Annotated in this window: 20 protein-coding genes; 10 read left to right on the forward strand and 10 right to left on the reverse strand. The window is 54.4% G+C overall.

Features of this window, described 5'->3' with window-relative positions:
• Positions 1–334 precede the first annotated feature (334 nt).
• A complete protein-coding gene (locus AC6I8I_RS08610; protein ID WP_497828554.1) occupies positions 335–1,996 on the forward strand; it encodes a methyl-accepting chemotaxis protein in 1,662 nt (553 codons plus the stop codon).
• Between the two features lie 172 nt (positions 1,997–2,168).
• Here AC6I8I_RS08610 and AC6I8I_RS08615 read toward each other — a convergent pair whose 3' ends face one another.
• Together AC6I8I_RS08615 and AC6I8I_RS08620 are read right to left on the reverse strand one after the other, a co-directional pair.
• Complete coding sequence (locus AC6I8I_RS08615; RefSeq protein WP_497828555.1) at positions 2,169–2,738, reverse strand: hypothetical protein; 570 nt, start codon at positions 2,736–2,738, stop codon at positions 2,169–2,171.
• A 146-nt stretch (positions 2,739–2,884) separates the two neighbouring features.
• Entirely contained in the window at positions 2,885–3,346 is a 462-nt protein-coding gene (locus AC6I8I_RS08620; RefSeq protein ID WP_312056991.1) for a hypothetical protein, read from the reverse strand.
• 414 nt (positions 3,347–3,760) lie between these two features.
• Between AC6I8I_RS08620 and AC6I8I_RS08625 the strand changes: the two genes are divergently transcribed.
• Entirely contained in the window at positions 3,761–4,063 is a 303-nt protein-coding gene (locus AC6I8I_RS08625; RefSeq protein ID WP_497828556.1) for a hypothetical protein, read from the forward strand.
• Positions 4,064–4,178: 115 nt separating this feature from the next.
• On the opposite strand, the gene katE is transcribed toward AC6I8I_RS08625, so the two are convergent.
• On the reverse strand, positions 4,179–6,443 hold the full coding sequence (gene katE, locus AC6I8I_RS08630; protein ID WP_497828557.1) for a catalase HPII: 2,265 nt from the start codon (positions 6,441–6,443) through the stop codon (positions 4,179–4,181).
• Between the two features lie 195 nt (positions 6,444–6,638).
• On the opposite strand from katE, the gene AC6I8I_RS08635 reads away from it, so the two are divergent.
• Together AC6I8I_RS08635 and zinT are read left to right on the forward strand one after the other, a co-directional pair.
• Positions 6,639–7,052, forward strand: coding sequence for a VOC family protein (locus AC6I8I_RS08635; protein ID WP_312056987.1), 414 nt, complete (start codon positions 6,639–6,641; stop codon positions 7,050–7,052).
• Positions 7,053–7,165: 113 nt separating this feature from the next.
• Positions 7,166–7,789, forward strand: a complete 624-nt coding sequence (zinT, locus tag AC6I8I_RS08640; RefSeq protein WP_497828644.1) for a metal-binding protein ZinT — start codon at positions 7,166–7,168, stop codon at positions 7,787–7,789.
• A gap of 125 nt (positions 7,790–7,914) precedes the next feature.
• On the opposite strand, the gene AC6I8I_RS08645 is transcribed toward zinT, so the two are convergent.
• Both AC6I8I_RS08645 and AC6I8I_RS08650 read right to left on the reverse strand, forming a co-directional pair.
• Positions 7,915–8,091, reverse strand: coding sequence for a con-10 family general stress protein (locus AC6I8I_RS08645; RefSeq protein WP_031377378.1), 177 nt, complete (start codon positions 8,089–8,091; stop codon positions 7,915–7,917).
• A gap of 154 nt (positions 8,092–8,245) precedes the next feature.
• Positions 8,246–8,611 carry an MmcQ/YjbR family DNA-binding protein gene (locus AC6I8I_RS08650; RefSeq protein WP_312756808.1) on the reverse strand — a complete coding sequence of 122 codons (366 nt, stop codon included), beginning with the start codon at positions 8,609–8,611 and terminating at the stop codon, positions 8,246–8,248.
• A gap of 96 nt (positions 8,612–8,707) precedes the next feature.
• Here AC6I8I_RS08650 and AC6I8I_RS08655 point away from each other — a divergent pair, with 96 nt between their 5' ends.
• On the forward strand, positions 8,708–9,676 hold the full coding sequence (locus tag AC6I8I_RS08655) for an apurinic/apyrimidinic endonuclease family protein (protein ID WP_312756810.1): 969 nt from the start codon (positions 8,708–8,710) through the stop codon (positions 9,674–9,676).
• 48 nt (positions 9,677–9,724) lie between these two features.
• On the opposite strand, the gene AC6I8I_RS08660 is transcribed toward AC6I8I_RS08655, so the two are convergent.
• The 4 genes from AC6I8I_RS08660 to AC6I8I_RS08675 all read right to left on the reverse strand — a co-directional run bounded on the left by AC6I8I_RS08660 (position 9,725) and on the right by AC6I8I_RS08675 (position 12,524).
• The gene (locus tag AC6I8I_RS08660; RefSeq protein ID WP_312056981.1) at positions 9,725–10,588 is read right to left on the reverse strand and encodes a glucose 1-dehydrogenase; all 864 of its coding nucleotides are present in this window, start codon (positions 10,586–10,588) and stop codon (positions 9,725–9,727) included.
• Positions 10,589–10,674: 86 nt separating this feature from the next.
• Entirely contained in the window at positions 10,675–11,523 is an 849-nt protein-coding gene (locus AC6I8I_RS08665) for a manganese catalase family protein (RefSeq protein ID WP_312056980.1), read from the reverse strand.
• Positions 11,524–11,811: 288 nt separating this feature from the next.
• A complete protein-coding gene (locus tag AC6I8I_RS08670; RefSeq protein ID WP_312056979.1) occupies positions 11,812–12,069 on the reverse strand; it encodes a biofilm development regulator YmgB/AriR family protein in 258 nt (85 codons plus the stop codon).
• Positions 12,070–12,359: 290 nt separating this feature from the next.
• A complete protein-coding gene (locus AC6I8I_RS08675) occupies positions 12,360–12,524 on the reverse strand; it encodes a hypothetical protein (protein ID WP_312756812.1) in 165 nt (54 codons plus the stop codon).
• An 85-nt stretch (positions 12,525–12,609) separates the two neighbouring features.
• On the opposite strand from AC6I8I_RS08675, the gene AC6I8I_RS08680 reads away from it, so the two are divergent.
• Complete coding sequence (locus AC6I8I_RS08680; RefSeq protein ID WP_031377372.1) at positions 12,610–12,834, forward strand: hypothetical protein; 225 nt, start codon at positions 12,610–12,612, stop codon at positions 12,832–12,834.
• A 92-nt stretch (positions 12,835–12,926) separates the two neighbouring features.
• Here AC6I8I_RS08680 and AC6I8I_RS08685 read toward each other — a convergent pair whose 3' ends face one another.
• Positions 12,927–13,178 carry a hypothetical protein gene (locus AC6I8I_RS08685; protein WP_312056977.1) on the reverse strand — a complete coding sequence of 84 codons (252 nt, stop codon included), beginning with the start codon at positions 13,176–13,178 and terminating at the stop codon, positions 12,927–12,929.
• A gap of 336 nt (positions 13,179–13,514) precedes the next feature.
• Here AC6I8I_RS08685 and umuD point away from each other — a divergent pair, with 336 nt between their 5' ends.
• The 4 genes from umuD (at position 13,515) to AC6I8I_RS08705 (ending at position 16,460) form a co-directional block, all read left to right on the forward strand.
• On the forward strand, positions 13,515–13,934 hold the full coding sequence (umuD, locus tag AC6I8I_RS08690) for a translesion error-prone DNA polymerase V autoproteolytic subunit (RefSeq protein WP_312056976.1): 420 nt from the start codon (positions 13,515–13,517) through the stop codon (positions 13,932–13,934).
• Positions 13,935–13,936: 2 nt separating this feature from the next.
• Positions 13,937–15,205: a translesion error-prone DNA polymerase V subunit UmuC gene (umuC, locus tag AC6I8I_RS08695; RefSeq protein WP_312056975.1), complete on the forward strand. Its 1,269-nt coding sequence runs from the start codon at positions 13,937–13,939 to the stop codon at positions 15,203–15,205.
• Between the two features lie 152 nt (positions 15,206–15,357).
• Positions 15,358–15,636 (forward strand): hypothetical protein, encoded by a 279-nt coding sequence (locus tag AC6I8I_RS08700; RefSeq protein ID WP_497828558.1) that lies wholly within the window; start codon positions 15,358–15,360, stop codon positions 15,634–15,636.
• A 293-nt stretch (positions 15,637–15,929) separates the two neighbouring features.
• Positions 15,930–16,460, forward strand: a complete 531-nt coding sequence (locus AC6I8I_RS08705; protein ID WP_409456010.1) for a TetR/AcrR family transcriptional regulator — start codon at positions 15,930–15,932, stop codon at positions 16,458–16,460.
• The last annotated feature ends 101 nt before the right edge of the window (positions 16,461–16,561 follow it).

Here is a 16,561-nt window from a genome sequence, read left to right on the forward strand (position 1 = left end):
GCCGGGAAGCGTGGGCAGTTCGGGGCCGGCCAGGGAGGGCCGATCCCCGAACGGTTCGTCGGCACGACGTCAAAGCCGAAGGTACCGCGCGAGCGGCGCGAGGACGGCCCGGCAGCAGCAGAGGTGCGCTGGCCCGCACTGCGGCTCGCTCGCCCGGGAAAAAAGCTGCCACGTTTGACCGTGACAGCCTTTTACAAATCTAATCTTAACTGACCAGCATTAGGCCCATTTGCCCGGTTATTTATCTTATCGCGAGCCCATCACCTGTCGGCACTCAGATAAAACCTGTGCTGGCCGATAACAGCATTATCTCTTCTGACATGAGTCTGCTGAAATGCTTAAAAACCTCAAAATAACCCACAGTATTCTCGCCGTACTTTTTATCTTTACCGCACTGCTGAGCCTGACCGGCTTTCTGTTGTACAACGCCGTCGCCAAAGCCGATCAGAACTTCGTTGCGGCGGAGCAGTTAACCCTGCAGCAGCAGCACCTGAGCGATGCGGTGAAAACCCTGATTAAAACCCGCGTCACCATCAACCGGGTGGCGATCCGCTTCCTCAAAAATCAGCAGGACCCGGCTTCACTGGCTGCGATGGCGTCGCTGCTGGATAAGGCTGAGCAGTCAGCCGCCGCTGCCGATGTCGAATTCCGCGCCTGGCAGGCGTTGCCGCGCAAAGCGGGGCAGGATGAAGCGCAGGCTGGCGAGGTGCGGGCTGCCTATCAGCAAATGCACGACACCATGCTGGCCTCGGTGACCTTCCTGAAACAGCGCAACTATCAGGGCTACGGCAATCTGGAAGCGCAGGCGGCGCAGGATCGGCTCGACAGCGCTTATGAAGCCTGGCGCGCGGTCAACATTCAGCTGATGAAAAACACCTCTGAGCAGAACCAGCGCAGCCTGACCGATGCGCTCTGGACCTTGCTGGTGCTTGGCCTGGTGACCGTGGTGATCATTTTCGCAGTCTGGGTCGGGTTACAAAAACGGCTTATCGGGCCGCTTAGCCGACTGACCGGCTATATCCGCGCGATTTCTGCCGGCGATCTGACCTCAGACATTCAGCATGAAGGCCGTAATGAGATGGGGCTGCTGATTACCGAACTGCAACAGATGCGCGATGCGCTGGTGGTCACCATCACCTCGGTTGATGACGCCACCCGCTCTATCTTTACCGGCGCTGCCGAAATTTCAGCCGGCAGTACCGATCTCTCCTCACGCACCGAACAGCAGGCCGCGGCACTGGAACAAACGGCGGCCAGCATGGAGCAGCTGACCTCAACCGTGAAGCTCAATGCCGACAATGCGCAGCAGGCAACGGCCGTATCGAAACAGGCGTCAGCCACCGCCACCCAGGGCGGCGAAACGGTGGCCCGGGTCATCGCCAATATGGAGCAGATCAGCGAAAGCTCCGGGCAAATCGCTGGCATCATTGCCATTATCGACAGCATCGCCTTCCAGACCAACATTCTGGCGCTCAACGCCGCGGTGGAAGCGGCGCGTGCCGGTGAGCAGGGACGTGGATTTGCGGTGGTCGCGGGCGAGGTGCGTTCGCTGGCAGGCCGCAGCGCCAGTGCCGCTCAGGAAATCCGCGGCCTGATCGATCGCTCCGCCGAGCGGATCAGAACCGGGGCCGGCCATGCCTCTGAAGCCGGTAAGGCGATGGACAGTATCGTCACGTCGGTCAGTCGGGTAACCCAGTTGATCGAAGAGATCGCCTCATCATCGGTCGAGCAGACGCGCGGCATTGAACAGGTCTGCATTGCGGTTTCTGAAATGGATGGCGTAACGCAGCAGAACGCCGCCCTGGTAGAAGAGTCGGCCAGCGCGGCGGCTTCGCTGGAAGAGCAGGCCAGCTATCTGCGTAAAACGGTGTCGGTATTTAAAACCGGCAGCCTGCAGGCGGCGTTTTCCGCAGCACCGGCCCAGCCGGTAGTGAGTCAGCTGCGTCCTGCTGCGGTCAGCGCGCAGGCGGATAACGCTAACTGGCAGGCCTTCTGAGTGGCTGGCCGTTAGTCAGGAAAATGCTGACGGCCAGCGCGTGATAACCCGGTTGGGCTCGCTGCATTTGAGCTCAATCGGGAAGGTGTTTGATAGCGACCGATACGTTGGCGAATAACGTTGGCCAATCACTACAGCCAATCACTACAGCCAATCGCTTCAGTCGCTTTATCTACCGGTAGATAAATTCATATCTCACGATGTAAGAGCCAATATTATTCACACGAGCGGTTACCCATACTCCCGTCATTCCTTGCTTACGGTGGCTGTGCAGATACTCTTTATTGATACAAAGCTGCTTCCATCTGCTGGTGTTCGGGTCCTTTAGCCAGAGACCCGCTTCACAATGCCCGTACTTGCCTCTTGACGGGCCGGGGAAGACAACTTCATATTCCGATTCATAGCCTATGACTTTGTCCGGGAAGAGATAAACAGAGACATCATAACAATTTAAGGACAACACAAAGCCCAGAATAAAACCGCCACTGAATGCATTAAACAGAGACTTTACGTTTTTATTAAACGTGCCCCTGCGGCAAGCCAGTGCCAGAATAACGATGCCCATAAACAGGCCAGATAAAATATAGGTTTTCCATTCAGGAACCGATTTTTTTAACACTGTATTGTGTGAAATGCTGGATGCCCAAAACATATACCAGCACCAGCTACCTAACAGAATGTATACCACTGCGGCAGTAAACCATTTCCTGAAATTACCTTTGAAATAAGTAGTGCTTTTCACGCTTATATTCCCTTATTTATCAGTAATTAATCCTTACATTGTTCCGGCGTATTCGCTTAACTTTAGCGTCTGACGCGGCGTCCTGTTTCGGCCAGATTTCCAGCCGGGTACCCGCTCAGATTGTTATTCAGGCTTTTGAGAGATTATCAGCAGAGGTAACGGTTTGATCGTAACTCTCGCTCCGGCGAGTGGGGCAGACACCGGCCATAAATGATGGACGAGTATTCATAACCACCATCGTCAGTTATCTGGCAAAGGCATTTGAAAGGATCACCTGATGTATGACACTCAGCTGACTGAGCAGCGTCATCGTGGGTATAAAAGTCGATCACAATGCTGGCATTTTTAACCCATGAGTCAGGTAGTTGCTGTTTCAGTATAAGGTCTGCCAGCATTACCGTATAACGGCGCCCTATATCATTTATCAGATCAAAATCTTCACCGCTTGCAGGCACAGGAAAGGTAAACGTCACTGATTTAAGCCCCCGCTCAATAGCAAAGCGTTTTAACCGGCCTATCGACCAAAAACCCTGATAATCGTTGTTTCGACTGACAAAGCTGCCATTCAGAGAATGGGCAATTCCTTTAAGCTCTTTTCTTCGTGCCATCGTCCCTTCCTGGCTGTTTTTACGCGTTCTAATCAGTTACTGAATCAGTATCGGTAGCATTGTTCCAACCTTTAACGCTGGCAATTCATTACCTCATTAGCCGTTCCTGACTAATGACACCGAAAATGAGAATAGCCACCTCCGTCGCCAGGCGACACCCATTCTACCCGCTCCGGTGCAAGGCAACCCTCTGCGTGTCACATCCGTTGTCCCTGAGCCTGAATCAATGTCGCCGACGCAAACGCCTGCTTTCCTCACTCTGGTTTAGTGCATTTCTCATGACGACCCGTTGCCGCCGATAACAGAATAGAGGCAGGCTACGGCCAGCCCCGGATAAGCCGGCGTCTGATCACTGTCGCTTTGCCGGGCTGCCCAGGCCTGATTTTCCGCTGAGCGCAGCGTCTGATTGCGGTTATGTTGAAGCTTCAAATCGTGACTGCAAAGGAACTTAGCATGCCCGAATTTTGCTTTTTCAGGAAAGGCCGTCAGCGGGTAGCTGTCGACCGGAAGGACAGCGCGTCAGTCGATCGGCTTAAGGCTGATGGCTACCGGAAACAGTTTGAGGAAATTATCGCGCCTGATGCGGAAAGGGCGTTGATCAGGCTGCAGGATATCCGTAAGGATGCCGCCGATCTCGAATACGGCTTCCTGACCGGCGGAATATTCGGTGTCGTCAGCTTGCTGTTCCGTGCAAACCGGGTCAAAAAGACGCAATGAACGGTGCATCTCTGGCTGCAGCAGCGCCGCTTGCCGACCGGATAGAGCAGTAAAAAACCGCCCCGGGAGGCGGTTTTTTATTGCAGATCTGACGCGCAATAGCGCGCCGCGATCGTCAGGCCGGTACTGACAGCGCTTTCTGGCTGCGTGACCAGACGCGGTGTGCTTTCATCGCCTGGATGAAGTCGGTCATCAGGGCGTTTTCTGCTTTGTCACCCTCAACAAGGCCTTCTTCCTGTTCGGTTTCGCCCAGACCGAACTGCGCCTTGAAGCGACGTGCGTCGCCAGACAGACCAATCACTTTCAGATGCTTGTAGGCTTCCAGCAGGAAGTAACGCGCATCACCGCTCAGCAGCAGGGCATCGATGTTGCCATCCGGCACCATCACGGCGTCAAAGGTCAGTGACGGCAGACCGGCGAATGTGGCATCAATCGGCAGCACTGAACCATCATCGGCGCGCACCTGGCCCATGTGTGAGGCCAGCAGTTTGGTGTGAACACCGACCGCTTTAAGTTCCTGCAAAATCGACAGCACGTCTGCCGCCTTCACGCCATCGCTAACCAGTAACGCCACCTGACGGCCTTTGATCTCGCCATCCGGGATGGCATAGAGACTCAGGCTGTCATCTTTGGTCAGGCCGTTGACCGCTTTTGGTGGCTGGATATTCAGCTGATCGGCGGTCAGGGCGATACCGAGATTATCCGCCACGCCTTTTGCCAGATCGAGATCGATGCGTGCCAGATGATCAACCACCCGCTCACGGATATAAGGCCGCGCCACTTTACTCAGCTCGAACGAGTAAGCGCCGATAATATGCTGCTGTTCTACCGGCGTCTGGCTCATCCAGAACAGGCGCGGCTGAGCATAATACTCACCGAATGATGGGCTGCGCTCGCGCACTTTATGGCCCTCAACGCGCTCCTGGTAGCTTTCAAAACCGCCACCTTCAGCGGCTGGCGGGGTTTCACGCGGCCAGTTATCGTTGATCGAGTTCGGCTCGTAGTTGGCCGGGTTAGTGTCGATATCCTGACGGTGCATCCCCTGACGCTGGAAGTTATGGTACGGGCAGGTTGGACGGTTGATCGGGATCTCATGGAAGTTCGGTCCACCGAGCCGGCTGATCTGGGTATCGGTATAGGAGAACAGACGGCCCTGCAGCAGCGGATCGTTGGAGAAGTCGAGGCCCGGCACGATGTGGCCTGGGTGGAACGCGACCTGCTCGGTTTCGGCGAAGAAGTTATCCGGGTTGCGGTTAAGCACCATCTTACCCACGATTTCGACCGGTACCAGCTCTTCCGGGATCAGCTTGGTGGCGTCGAGAATATCGAAATCGAATTTGAACTCATCCTCTTCCGGGATCAGCTGCAGGCCCAGTTCATATTCCGGGAAGTCACCCGCTTCAATCGCTTCCCACAGGTCGCGACGATGGAAGTCGGGATCGCGGCCGGTCAGTTTCTGCGACTCATCCCACAGCAGTGAGGCTTTGCCCGCCACCGGCTTCCAGTGGAAGCGGACAAAGGTCGCTTTGCCTTCAGCATTAATCAGGCGGAAGGTATGGATACCAAACCCTTCCATGGTGCGATAGCTGCGCGGAATGCCGCGGTCAGACATCGCCCAGATGACGTTGTGCATGGTTTCCGGCTGGAGCGAAACGTAATCCCAGAAGGTGTCATGGGCGCTCTGGCCCTGCGGGATTTCATTGTGCGGTTCAGGCTTCACCGCGTGCACGAAATCCGGGAATTTATGCGCATCCTGGATAAAGAACACCGGCGTGTTGTTGCCGACCAGATCGAAGACGCCCTCTTCGGTGTAAAACTTGGTGGCGAAGCCGCGAATATCACGCACCGTATCAGCGGAACCGGCGCCGCCCTGTACCGTGGAAAAACGCACGAAAACCGGCGTTACCTGATCCGGATCGCCGAGGAACTGCGCTTTAGTCAGATCTTTTAACGAGCGGTAAGGCTGAAAATAGCCGTGCGCCGCGGAGCCGCGCGCATGCACGATGCGCTCCGGGATACGTTCATGGTCAAAATGCGTGATCTTCTCACGCATAATAAAGTCTTCCAGCAGCGTTGGACCACGCGAACCGGCACGCAGCGAATTCTGATCGTTCGCAATACGGGTTCCCTGGTTGGTGGTGAGCGGGCTGTTGGTGCCGTTTTTACGGCTGGCGTTGAGCTGGTCGAGTTTAGCGTTATGGGTCTGCGGGGCTTTCAGGCTACCTGGCGCGGTCGGTTGTTTGCCAGGAGGCGTCGGTTCGGCTGGCGGCTGATGTGATCCATCCTGAGGTGCCAGCGAACCGAGTCCTGGCTCTGACGACTCCGGTCCGGTAGTGGGGGCGCGGTGGCTCAGTTCTTTCTTCTCTGTTTCTTTCGACATTAATCCATGCTCCAGCGGTTATTTTACTTTCGACGACACTAAATATAGAACAACCTGACCAATGCTGGGGGTAAACCGCGACGTTAACTGACCTCACCGGGTTTCTTTTTGGCGGACTAAAATAGAACCTTCACCCGGTGCGGCAGCCTGTCGTTTCGCTTATTGCCGGCCAACAGCAATTACCCGGAGGTCTGTATGCTCAGCTATCTGTTTATTGGTGCAAATGACGTGGCGCTGTCCGGTCACTTTTATCGGGCCGTTCTGCTGCCGCTCGGTTATCTGGCTGAGCCCGATGGCGAACAGCTGATCTTCTCACTGCCGGAGGTGCCCGATCGGCAAAACGGACCCGGTGCCGTTTTCATTGCGAAGCCGTGGGATGGGGCAGAAGCGCAGCCCGGTAACGGCAACATGGCCGGATTCCGCGCGCCAACGCGGCAAAGGGTTGACGAGCTTTACGCGGCGGGCCTGCGGGCAGGGGGCACAGATGAAGGCGCGCCCGGCATTCGTGAACGCTACAACCCGAATTTTTACGTGGCTTACCTGCGCGATCCGGCAGGCAATAAGCTGGCGCTGTTCTGTAACGACGATCCGGCCTACGCGTCGGTTTAATTGCCGCCGGCGTGCATTTCCTGATTGAAGTTGGAAATGTTATATCATAACATTTCACTTTGTAACTTCTATTGAGGATCGCGACGTTGGCAAATCATACAGGTAAGTGGGCGATGGCGCTGGGCGCGCTGTTGATCAGCAATCAGGTGGCGGCGCATGGCGATCATGCGCACGGCAAACCGTTGTCAGCTATGGAACAGAAAGCGGCGGAAGGGGACTTTGCCGATGTGGATGTTAAAGATCGCCCGCTGTCGGACTGGGATGGCCTGTGGCAGTCGGTCTATCCGCTACTGGAAAGTGGCGAACTGGACCCGGTATGGCAGAAAAAAGCGCAGCAGGATGGCAGCAAAACGGCGCAGCAGGTTAAAGACTATTACCGCAAAGGCTACGCGACCAATGTCGACACCATCGGCATCGAAAACGGCGTGATGGAGTTTCATATCGGCGATCGGGTCAGCGCCTGCCGCTATCATTATGCCGGCCACCGCATCCTGACCTACACCTCGGGCAGGAAAGGGGTGCGCTACCTGTTTGAATGTCAGGAGGCGAACAGCGACGCGCCGAAATATGTGCAGTTCAGCGATCACACCATCGCACCGCGCAAATCAGCCCACTTCCATATATTTATGGGTAACCGCTCGCAGCAAGACTTACTGGCAGAGATGGATAACTGGCCGACCTACTATCCCTGGCAGATGATGAATGCGCAGGTGGTGGATGAGATGCTGCATCATTAAGGATTTGCTTCGGCTTTTGACATGCCCGCCCGCGACGGCGGGTTCTCAGGCGACAAACGCAGCCGGTTTATGCAGATAAATCGCCAATCCGTGGCGTACAAAATCCTAAAGCGCTTCACTCAGATCTACTTAGAGGTGCGCCGACTGACTTTACCGCCCTTGCGTCCAGCTTCCCTGGCTCTTTCAGGATCGTTCTTGAAATTGCCTCCGCTGGCTTTGCCACCGGCACTTCCAGCTTCACTGGCACGGTCCGGGTCATTGGCAAAGTTGCCTGCGCCACCGCGGTATTTCTGTTGTGTCATAGATAGGCCTCGTATCAGGTTCCTTAGATAAGAAGGACTAGCTAGTCACAGCATTAAGTTTAGTTTGCCGGCTGGATTATGCCAGCAAAACGGCAAAATCGAGGCGGCTGTCGCCTCGCTAATCTGTTGATTATCTGCATAAATTGGCGGGACTTCAGCCAACCCATGCTGGCCGGCGCGAGGCCGGTATTCCCTTCACTACCTGCTGGTACGAATCGTCGACCAGCTGCTGGATCAGCCCTTCGGACAGCGCCTCGCCCGGATAGACGGTGATCCAGTGCTGCTTATTCATATGGTAACCGGCGGTAATTGAGGGATAGATGGCGCGATGCAGTTCCGCCTGCTGCGGCTGGCATTTCAGGGTGATGATCGGCACCCCCCGCAGCACGGTCAGCAGTAGAAACACCTTACCGCACACTTTATACACCTGATGTGCCGGTCCAAACGGATAGCTGGACTCGGCGGCAGGCAGCCGCTCGGCCGCCTCAATAGCGATGCGCTGGATATCAGCACCCTGCATAGCGAATCTCCTTGTTACCGGGTTGGTCAATCTCTGCCCACTGGCTGAGTGACTGAGGCCTGTTACACTTCTGATAAGCATAAATCAGGAGCAGACATGAAATTAGGCTTTGCATGTAAGTATCTCAACCACGATGGCAAACAGTTTTTCCCGTTCCGCGCCACCACGCGTAAACGGTTTCTGAGTTTACCGCACGATCAACGTAATCAACTGATTTATGAGATATCCGTTACCAACCTTAACCAGCTCTACCTGACGCTGGAGCAGCTGGCGACCTTACCGGAGCCGTTAAGGATGATGCGCATTGGCAGCGATCTGCTGCCGCTTTATACCGTTCCGGAGGCCACGTCGCTGTTTGCCGCGTTTTTACCCGAGCTTCATCCGCTGTTCGCCCGCTGCGGTGAACTGGCACGCGCGCATCAGATCCGGCTCTCCTTCCATCCGGGGCAATATACGGTGCTGGCATCAGATAATCCGGATGTGGTGAGCCGCGCGCTGGAGGATGTCGAATATCACACCCTCTGCGCCTGCCTGATGGGCTACGGCCAACGCTTCCAGGATTTTAAAATCAATATTCATATGAACGGCAAGGCGGGATTCGACGGTTTTAAACGTTCGTTTGGTCAGCTGAGCGAGGAGGCGCGCCGGATGCTGACGGTAGAGAATGACGAAATATCCTGTTCGCTGGATGACGTATTGCAGGCCGCCGCGCTCTGCCCGGTGGTGCTGGATATTCATCATCACTGGGTGAAAGAGAATCAGTTTATCCAGCCTGACGATGCGCGGATTGCTGCGATAATCGCCTCATGGCGCGGCGTCCGGCCGGTGCTGCATTATTCGATTTCACAGGAGGGGATGATTCCGCCGCAGGGCTGGCCGGATCAGCAACAGCTCGGCGTGTCGAAAAGCAAACTGCGGGCGCACTCCGATTACTACTTCAACGACACGCTCAATGACTGGGCACTGTCGTTTCAGGATTTCGACATTATGTGCGAAGTGAAAATGAAGAATCTGGCGCGGGAACAGCTCTATCAGTGGGCGAAACAGCAACAGCGGATAGCGTAACAGCCGACAGCGTTCCCCTTGCTGCCGATGCAGCAAGGGGAAGCGTCCTCAGATAATCGCCACGCCGCCGGTGACGGCAATGTTAGCACCTGAAATATAGCTGGCCTCATCGCTGGCCAGCATCACATAGGTCGGGGCCAGTTCAGCCGGCTGACCGGCACGCTGCAACGGCACTTCGCTGCCAAAGTTTTTCACCTGCTCAACCGGCATGGTCGACGGGATCAGCGGTGTCCAGATCGGACCTGGTGCGACCGCGTTGGCGCGGATGCCTTTTTCCGCCAGCATCGCGGCGAGGCTACCGGAAAAGTTGACGATAGCCGCTTTGGTCGCAGAGTAGGGCAGCAGCTTCGGTTTCGGCTGGTCGGCGTTGATCGAGGCGGTATTAATGATCGAGCCGCCCGCCGGCATATGCGGCACCGCCGCTTTGGTGATGCGGAACAGGGCGTAAAGATTGGTTTTCATCGTCCGGTCAAACTCGTCATCGCTGATTTCATCCAGCGATTCACGTGTCATCTGATAAGCCGCATTGTTCACCAGAATGTTGATCTCACCAAATGCCTCTACCGCTTTCTCAACAATGGCGGAACAGTGTGCTGCCTCAGTAATATCGCCTGGCACCAGAATCGCTTTCTGGCCTGCGGCTTCGACCAGCCGGGCGGTATCCTGCGCATCTTCATGTTCATCAAGGTAAGAGATCAGGACATCGGCCCCTTCGCGGGCAAACGCGATGGCGACCGCCCGGCCGATGCCGGAATCGCCGCCGGTAATAATGGCTTTTTTGCCCGCCAGCCGGCCTGAGCCCTGATAACTTTGTTCACCATGATCGGGCTGTGGCTGCATGGCCGCGGTTTTACCCGGCGGCGTTTGTTGCTGTTCGGCGAAAGGGGGTTGCGGGCGTTGAGTTGATGACATGAATATTCCTCCATAAAAATCCGTTAGCGTAAAACAACCAATCAGGGCCGCGGGAATGGCGGCCCTGACTGACACGCTGGCGTCAATTAAGGTTTCGGTGACGCAACGCCGTTAATCTGCTCCTGCTGCGCGCCTGAGCCTGGACGAGCGTTACCGAGCAGCGGCTCATCACCGAGGATCTCCGGCTGCTGTTTCGCGCTGAACTGACCGTGACCGTCATAGGCCGGGCCGTTGCTCCAGCGGCCTTCCGGCAGCGGTTTATCCAGCGAGGTGTTCAGGCAGTAGTAAGAGTGCTCCTGCGCTTCATGCTCCTGCGGGAAGCTGTTCGGAATCGGCAGCGAAGCATTCAGGCCGCCCATCTCTTCAATCACCGCCAGCCACTGCTGCTGATGCATGGTGTCACGGGCGATAAGGAACGACAGGAAGTCCTTCATCCCTTTATCTTCCGTCATATTGTACAGCCGGGTCGCCAGCACGCGGCCGGTGGCTTCAGCCGTGACGTTAGCCAGCATATCGGCCGCCACGTTGCCGGAAGCATAGATATGGCTCATGTCGAACGGCATACCGTTGGCGTTCACCGGCATCGCTGACAGCCCGGATGAGAGAATATGGCGCGGGTTCATACCGCCCAGAATGGCGTTAACCACCGGATCTTTGGCTGAAGCTTCCTGATAGGAGAGCGGTGCGCCCTCAAGGTTGAGTGCCACTGCATAGCCCAGCATTTCGATATGGCTGAGTTCTTCGGTTGCGGTGGAGATCAGCAGATCCCGAATCCGGGCATCGCCACGCGCGCCCATTGCCTGGAAAAAGTATTGCATCGCCACACGGATTTCACCCTCTACGCCACCAATGGCTTGCTGTAACAGCATGGCGAATTCTGGATCTGGTTTCTCGACGCGAACCGGGAACTGGAGTTTTGATGAATGATGAAACATGATTTTTTCCTCGTCAGTGTTTGCACTCGATGCAGGAAAAAGCCTGGACAGGGATAGCGAAAAAAGAAAGCGTAACGAGAGCAATTAGCTGGCAAGTAAGGGGCGATAAGCGGCAAAAAAACGCGAAAAATGGATAAGCGGCTGGCCCGCCGATGAGGGCTGATTACAGCAGAATGACGACGCTGAACACCGGGAAAAAGGGCGTAAAAAAGCCCCGCAGGCGGGGCAAATTTTCGGAAAGAAAAGCATCCGTGCTAATCAGTGATCCCTCACAACAGACACAGGATGTCAGCTGTTACTGGTCGACGACGCATTTTGCAGAACGTGTTCCAGTGCCTGACGATAAATATCCTGTTTAACCACGTCACGCTCGCTCTCCAGGCGGTGAATCAGACCCAGAACGAGGTCTTTGTCGGAAACGTGGGTTTTGTAATGCGCGAGTTCAGCATGGACGGCTGCAATAACTTCTTTCTCGCTGGTAACCGGAGTGCCAGAGTTCATGAAGTATTCAGAAATCTGAGACTCTGTATTGATTGTCGTTTGCATATCAGGCCTCATCAAAAAGGGGGGGTAAATGCGCCATTTCAGGTCCGGTCAGGGGACGACGCAAAAAAAGAGCATCTGAAGGTGGAAATCCACGACACCTTCAGATGCGGTGCAAGGCACCTTTCGTTACAAGTGACTTAACATCACGGCGCAAAGTTATACAAAAACGACAAACTTGTACAACGAAATTCGATAAAATTTTACTGGTCGGTGGTGTATTATATTTGCATGTTTAAAAAATTTAAGGTTTTTTTCTTATAAAATCTCATTAAATACAGAAAGTTAAATATTTATGTTTGCGTTTCAGGCTCTTTATCCATCAAATCCGCTGAAACGATATCTCCGCTAAACGCTGTCCGATCAGGTGATTTTTTACGAAAACCTGTACAGGTTTGGGCAGTAAAACGGCGTGGCGAGACACCAACAGACGACGCACCGGTTGCAATCTTATTCATCTGACCGTGAAGCCAGCACAATTCACTTCACACCTGCGGCGCAGAAGGCTAAGGTTTAGCGCTTACTTATCAGAAGGAGATGATCATGATTAACGACTATTTCGCGCTTCCGCCTGCTGGCATCACGCAGGAACAACACAAGCGCACGGTGGCAGTGGCAGCTGCGCTGGCGGTAGCTAAAGAGTCAGTCAGTGCGTCAACCTCGGCGACCGGTTCCAAAACGGCGTGGGATCTGCAGGCGGTAGCCAATGAAATTGCTAATCTGGCGGATGCGATTCAGGATGCGCTGGAAAGCGATAGCGAGGTGTAAATCTGGCACCTGATGCGGTGTGGCGTCGGGCCGGGTGCCAGCACCGGATCGCCGCTGAGGCCCGGCAACGTATCGGCTGCCGGGTGTAGCGCTTATTCTACTGACGGCGGCTCATATTTAATGTACTGCCGCAATGTGTCATGAATTGCCCGGTTATTGCCTTCATCCAGACCGCGTCCGGCATATTCTTTCGCCAGCGCCGCCAGCACATCATCAAACTTACCTTTGTAGTTGAGATTATTCAGCGCAATTTGCTGACCGAGGATCTCTTTTAATACCGTGGTCTCTACTTTTAGCTGACGGACTTCCTCTTCAAGATGTTTGATTCGCGCATCGTCTGACATAACACCTCCATGATTAAACACCGCAGAATAACCATGCCGCGCCGGATATTCAAACAACGCAGGTCGCCAACAGACTTTGTCAGATTTTCCTTAAGTCAGAATAATACAGTAGCCGGCGAGGTTATTCCGGCACTTCCGATCAACACTCCGCGTCAGTCAGGTAGTGCAGTGATAGTGATCACTTTCTGCTGAATATTACGCCAGCGCAAAAAAACGCCACAAAAAAAAGTGCATTGTCATCAACCCCTTCGCTTAAACCTTTTCCGTTGCGCTTGATTAAAAGGGTAATTCGATATTACTGTGTTTATATACAGTTATCTGAAAAGGAGTGTCATTATGGAATTCATCAAACCTGCGGACCTGCGCGCCGTTATGCCGTTGCCGTTGTACATCGAACGGGTACCCTGCGGATTTCCCTCTCCGGCGCAGGACTATGTCGAACAAAGAATTGATTTGAACGCGCTGATGGTTCAGCGGCCCAGCGCCACCTATTTCGTCCGGGTGAGCGGCGAATCGATGATCGACGCGGGTATTAACGACGGTGACATGCTGGTGGTCGACAGTTCGCTGACCGCCGCCCATGGCGATATTGTGGTCGCCGCCGTTGACGGTGAATTCACGGTCAAACGCCTCCAGCTCCATCCCTGCCTGCAACTGATGCCGATGAATACCCAGTTCAGGCCAATCGCCATTAAAACGGAAGATGCGCTTGAGGTGTTTGGTGTGGTGACCTTCGTCATTAAATCGACTCATTAATCATGTTCGCGCTGGTCGACGTGAACAGTTTTTATGCCTCGTGTGAAACGGTGTTCCGACCCGATCTGCGCGGCAAGCCGGTGGTGGTGCTGTCGAATAATGACGGCTGTGTCATTGCCCGCAGCGCTGAGGCGAAACGGGTGGGCATCAAAATGGGCGCACCCTATTTTAAAATGCGTGAGGAGCTGACGCGCCATGGGGTGCAGGTCTTCAGCTCGAACTATGCGCTTTACGCCGATATGAGCCATCGGGTGATGACCATCCTGGAAGAGATGGCCCCTTCGGTTGAGATCTATTCGATCGATGAAGCGTTTCTGGATCTGACCGGCGTGCGTAACTGTACGGTGCTGGAAACCTTTGGCCGCCAGGTCCGGGATCGGGTGTTGAAAGAGACGCATCTGACCGTCGGCGTCGGCATCGCCCAGACTAAAACGCTGGCGAAGCTGGCTAATTTTGCCGCCAAGAAGTGGAGCAAAACCGGCGGTATCGTCGACCTGTCGGACCCTGAGCGGCAGAAAAAGCTGCTGGCGTTAATTGATGTCGCCGACGTCTGGGGCGTGGGCCGCCGCATCGCGAAACGGCTGAATGCAATGGGGATCGAGACGGCACAGGATCTGGCCGCCCAAAGCCCCCCGTCCATTCGTAAACATTTTAATGTGGTGCTGGAGCGCACGGTCAGGGAACTGCGCGGCGAGCCCTGTCTGGAACTGGAAGAGTTCGCCCCGGTGAAGCAGCAGATCATGTGTTCGCGATCGTTTGGCAGCCGCATTTCAGATTACCAGCAGATGCGACAAGCCATCTGCGCCTACGCTGAACGGGCGGCAGAAAAACTGCGGCGGGAAAAGCAGTATTGCCGTCAGGTTGGCGTATTTGTGCGTACCAGTCCGCATGCGGCCAACGAAACGTTCTATGGCAATCAGTCCACCGGTCAGCTGCTGACGCCGACTCACGACACGCGTGACATTATCCGCGTCGCCATGGCGTGCCTGGATAATATCTGGGTAGAGGGCCACCGCTATATGAAAGCCGGTATCCTGCTGGGTGATTTTTTCAGTCAGGGCGTTGCCCAGCTTAATCTGTTCGATGAGGTGCCACCGCGAGCTGACAGCGAGGTACTGATGCAGCTGGTTGACCGCATCAACCAGAGCGGCGGTGGAAAGCTGTGGTTTGCCGGTCAGGGCATTCACAAAGAGTGGGCGATGAAGCGCGATATGCTGTCGCCCGCCTATACTACCCGTCTGACCGATTTACCGGTCGCGAAAGTGAAGTAAGAGCCTGCTATTTTTACTTGCGTTGTCGCATGATGATTTCTGGTTAAAAGCTTTTTTTATCACGAACTGAAATTATTTGGCCGTTATCCTTTACCTGGCCCGACCAGTTGTTAGCTGTTTGGGTATATTGATAAAATATTTAGGTGAATGTGATGAACTTTAGACAATTTGAAACCAGAATTAATCAATGGCCTGCCATAAATTTCACCGCGATGGTAAAAAACCGTCGCGAAGATGAATATGAAATTTATGCAGTCGATGAAAGTAATAATATAAAATCCCAGCTATTTATCTGTTATGCGGATAATGAAAACCATGCCAGCCTGCTTATTAAACAGTTTATGCTGTGGCTGATCAAAATAAATAGCGAGAAACGTCGCCAGCAAAAGGCCGAACGTCAAGCCGGGTCGGCATTACTGCCGAATCAATAAGCATCGGGATTGTTCTGATAGCGAGAAAATAAATCGGCACTAAAAAGCATAAATTGAGTAGTATCATTAACCATTCAGCAGGTTAAATTTTCGGCCAGCCGATCTCCGGCCCGAGGATAAATCCTCTGCGCGGTATACTTATTATCAGCGACTGGGCTACAATCCCCTGTTGATTTTTACGGGAGCACCTTTCCCCCTGGCCGGTAATGATGATCACGATAGCCACAGTGCATAAAAACAAAGAGCGGGGCCGCCCGAGAGAGTTTGATATTGAACAGGCTCTGGACCGCGCCATGATTGTTTTTCGGCAAAAAGGGTATCACGCGGCATCACTGAGCGATCTGGGCGAGGCGATGAAGCTCTCTGCAGGCAGCATCTATAAGGCGTTTAAAGATAAACGCTCCCTGTTTTTGCAGGTGTTTGAACGTTATCTGCTGCTGCGTAATGCCGAGCTGCGCCGCCGGCTGCTGCCCTGTACCAGCGGCCGGGCAAAGATCACCGAACTGCTGCAGTTCTATCTCGACTCCGCGCGTGCCGTTGAAGGGCGACGTGGCTGTCTGGTGGTCGCCAGCGCGATTGAATTGCAGACGCTGGATGAGGCGCTGGCGTTACGCATCAATCAGGTGGTGGCGCGTAATCAGTGTTTCCTGGTCTCGCTGCTGGAGCAGGGACAGCAGGATGGCTCGGTCTCCGCCACGCTGGACGTTGAGTCGGCTGCCGGACTGATCCTCTGCATTGCCTATGGGATGCGGGTAGCGGGCAAAGTCAGCGATGTGGTAAACGAACAACAGACCCTTGCCCTGGCGTTAAAAGTGCTGGGTTAACATTTACCTGATTAGGAGGCGATCGCTTCCTAAAGTTGTTGATAAAACTGACAGAGGTCACCAACAGCGAACAAGGAAAACGCAGTGTCAAATATCATAAC

This window comes from Pantoea sp. X-Soil-YNGN-775, from assembly GCF_059730575.1.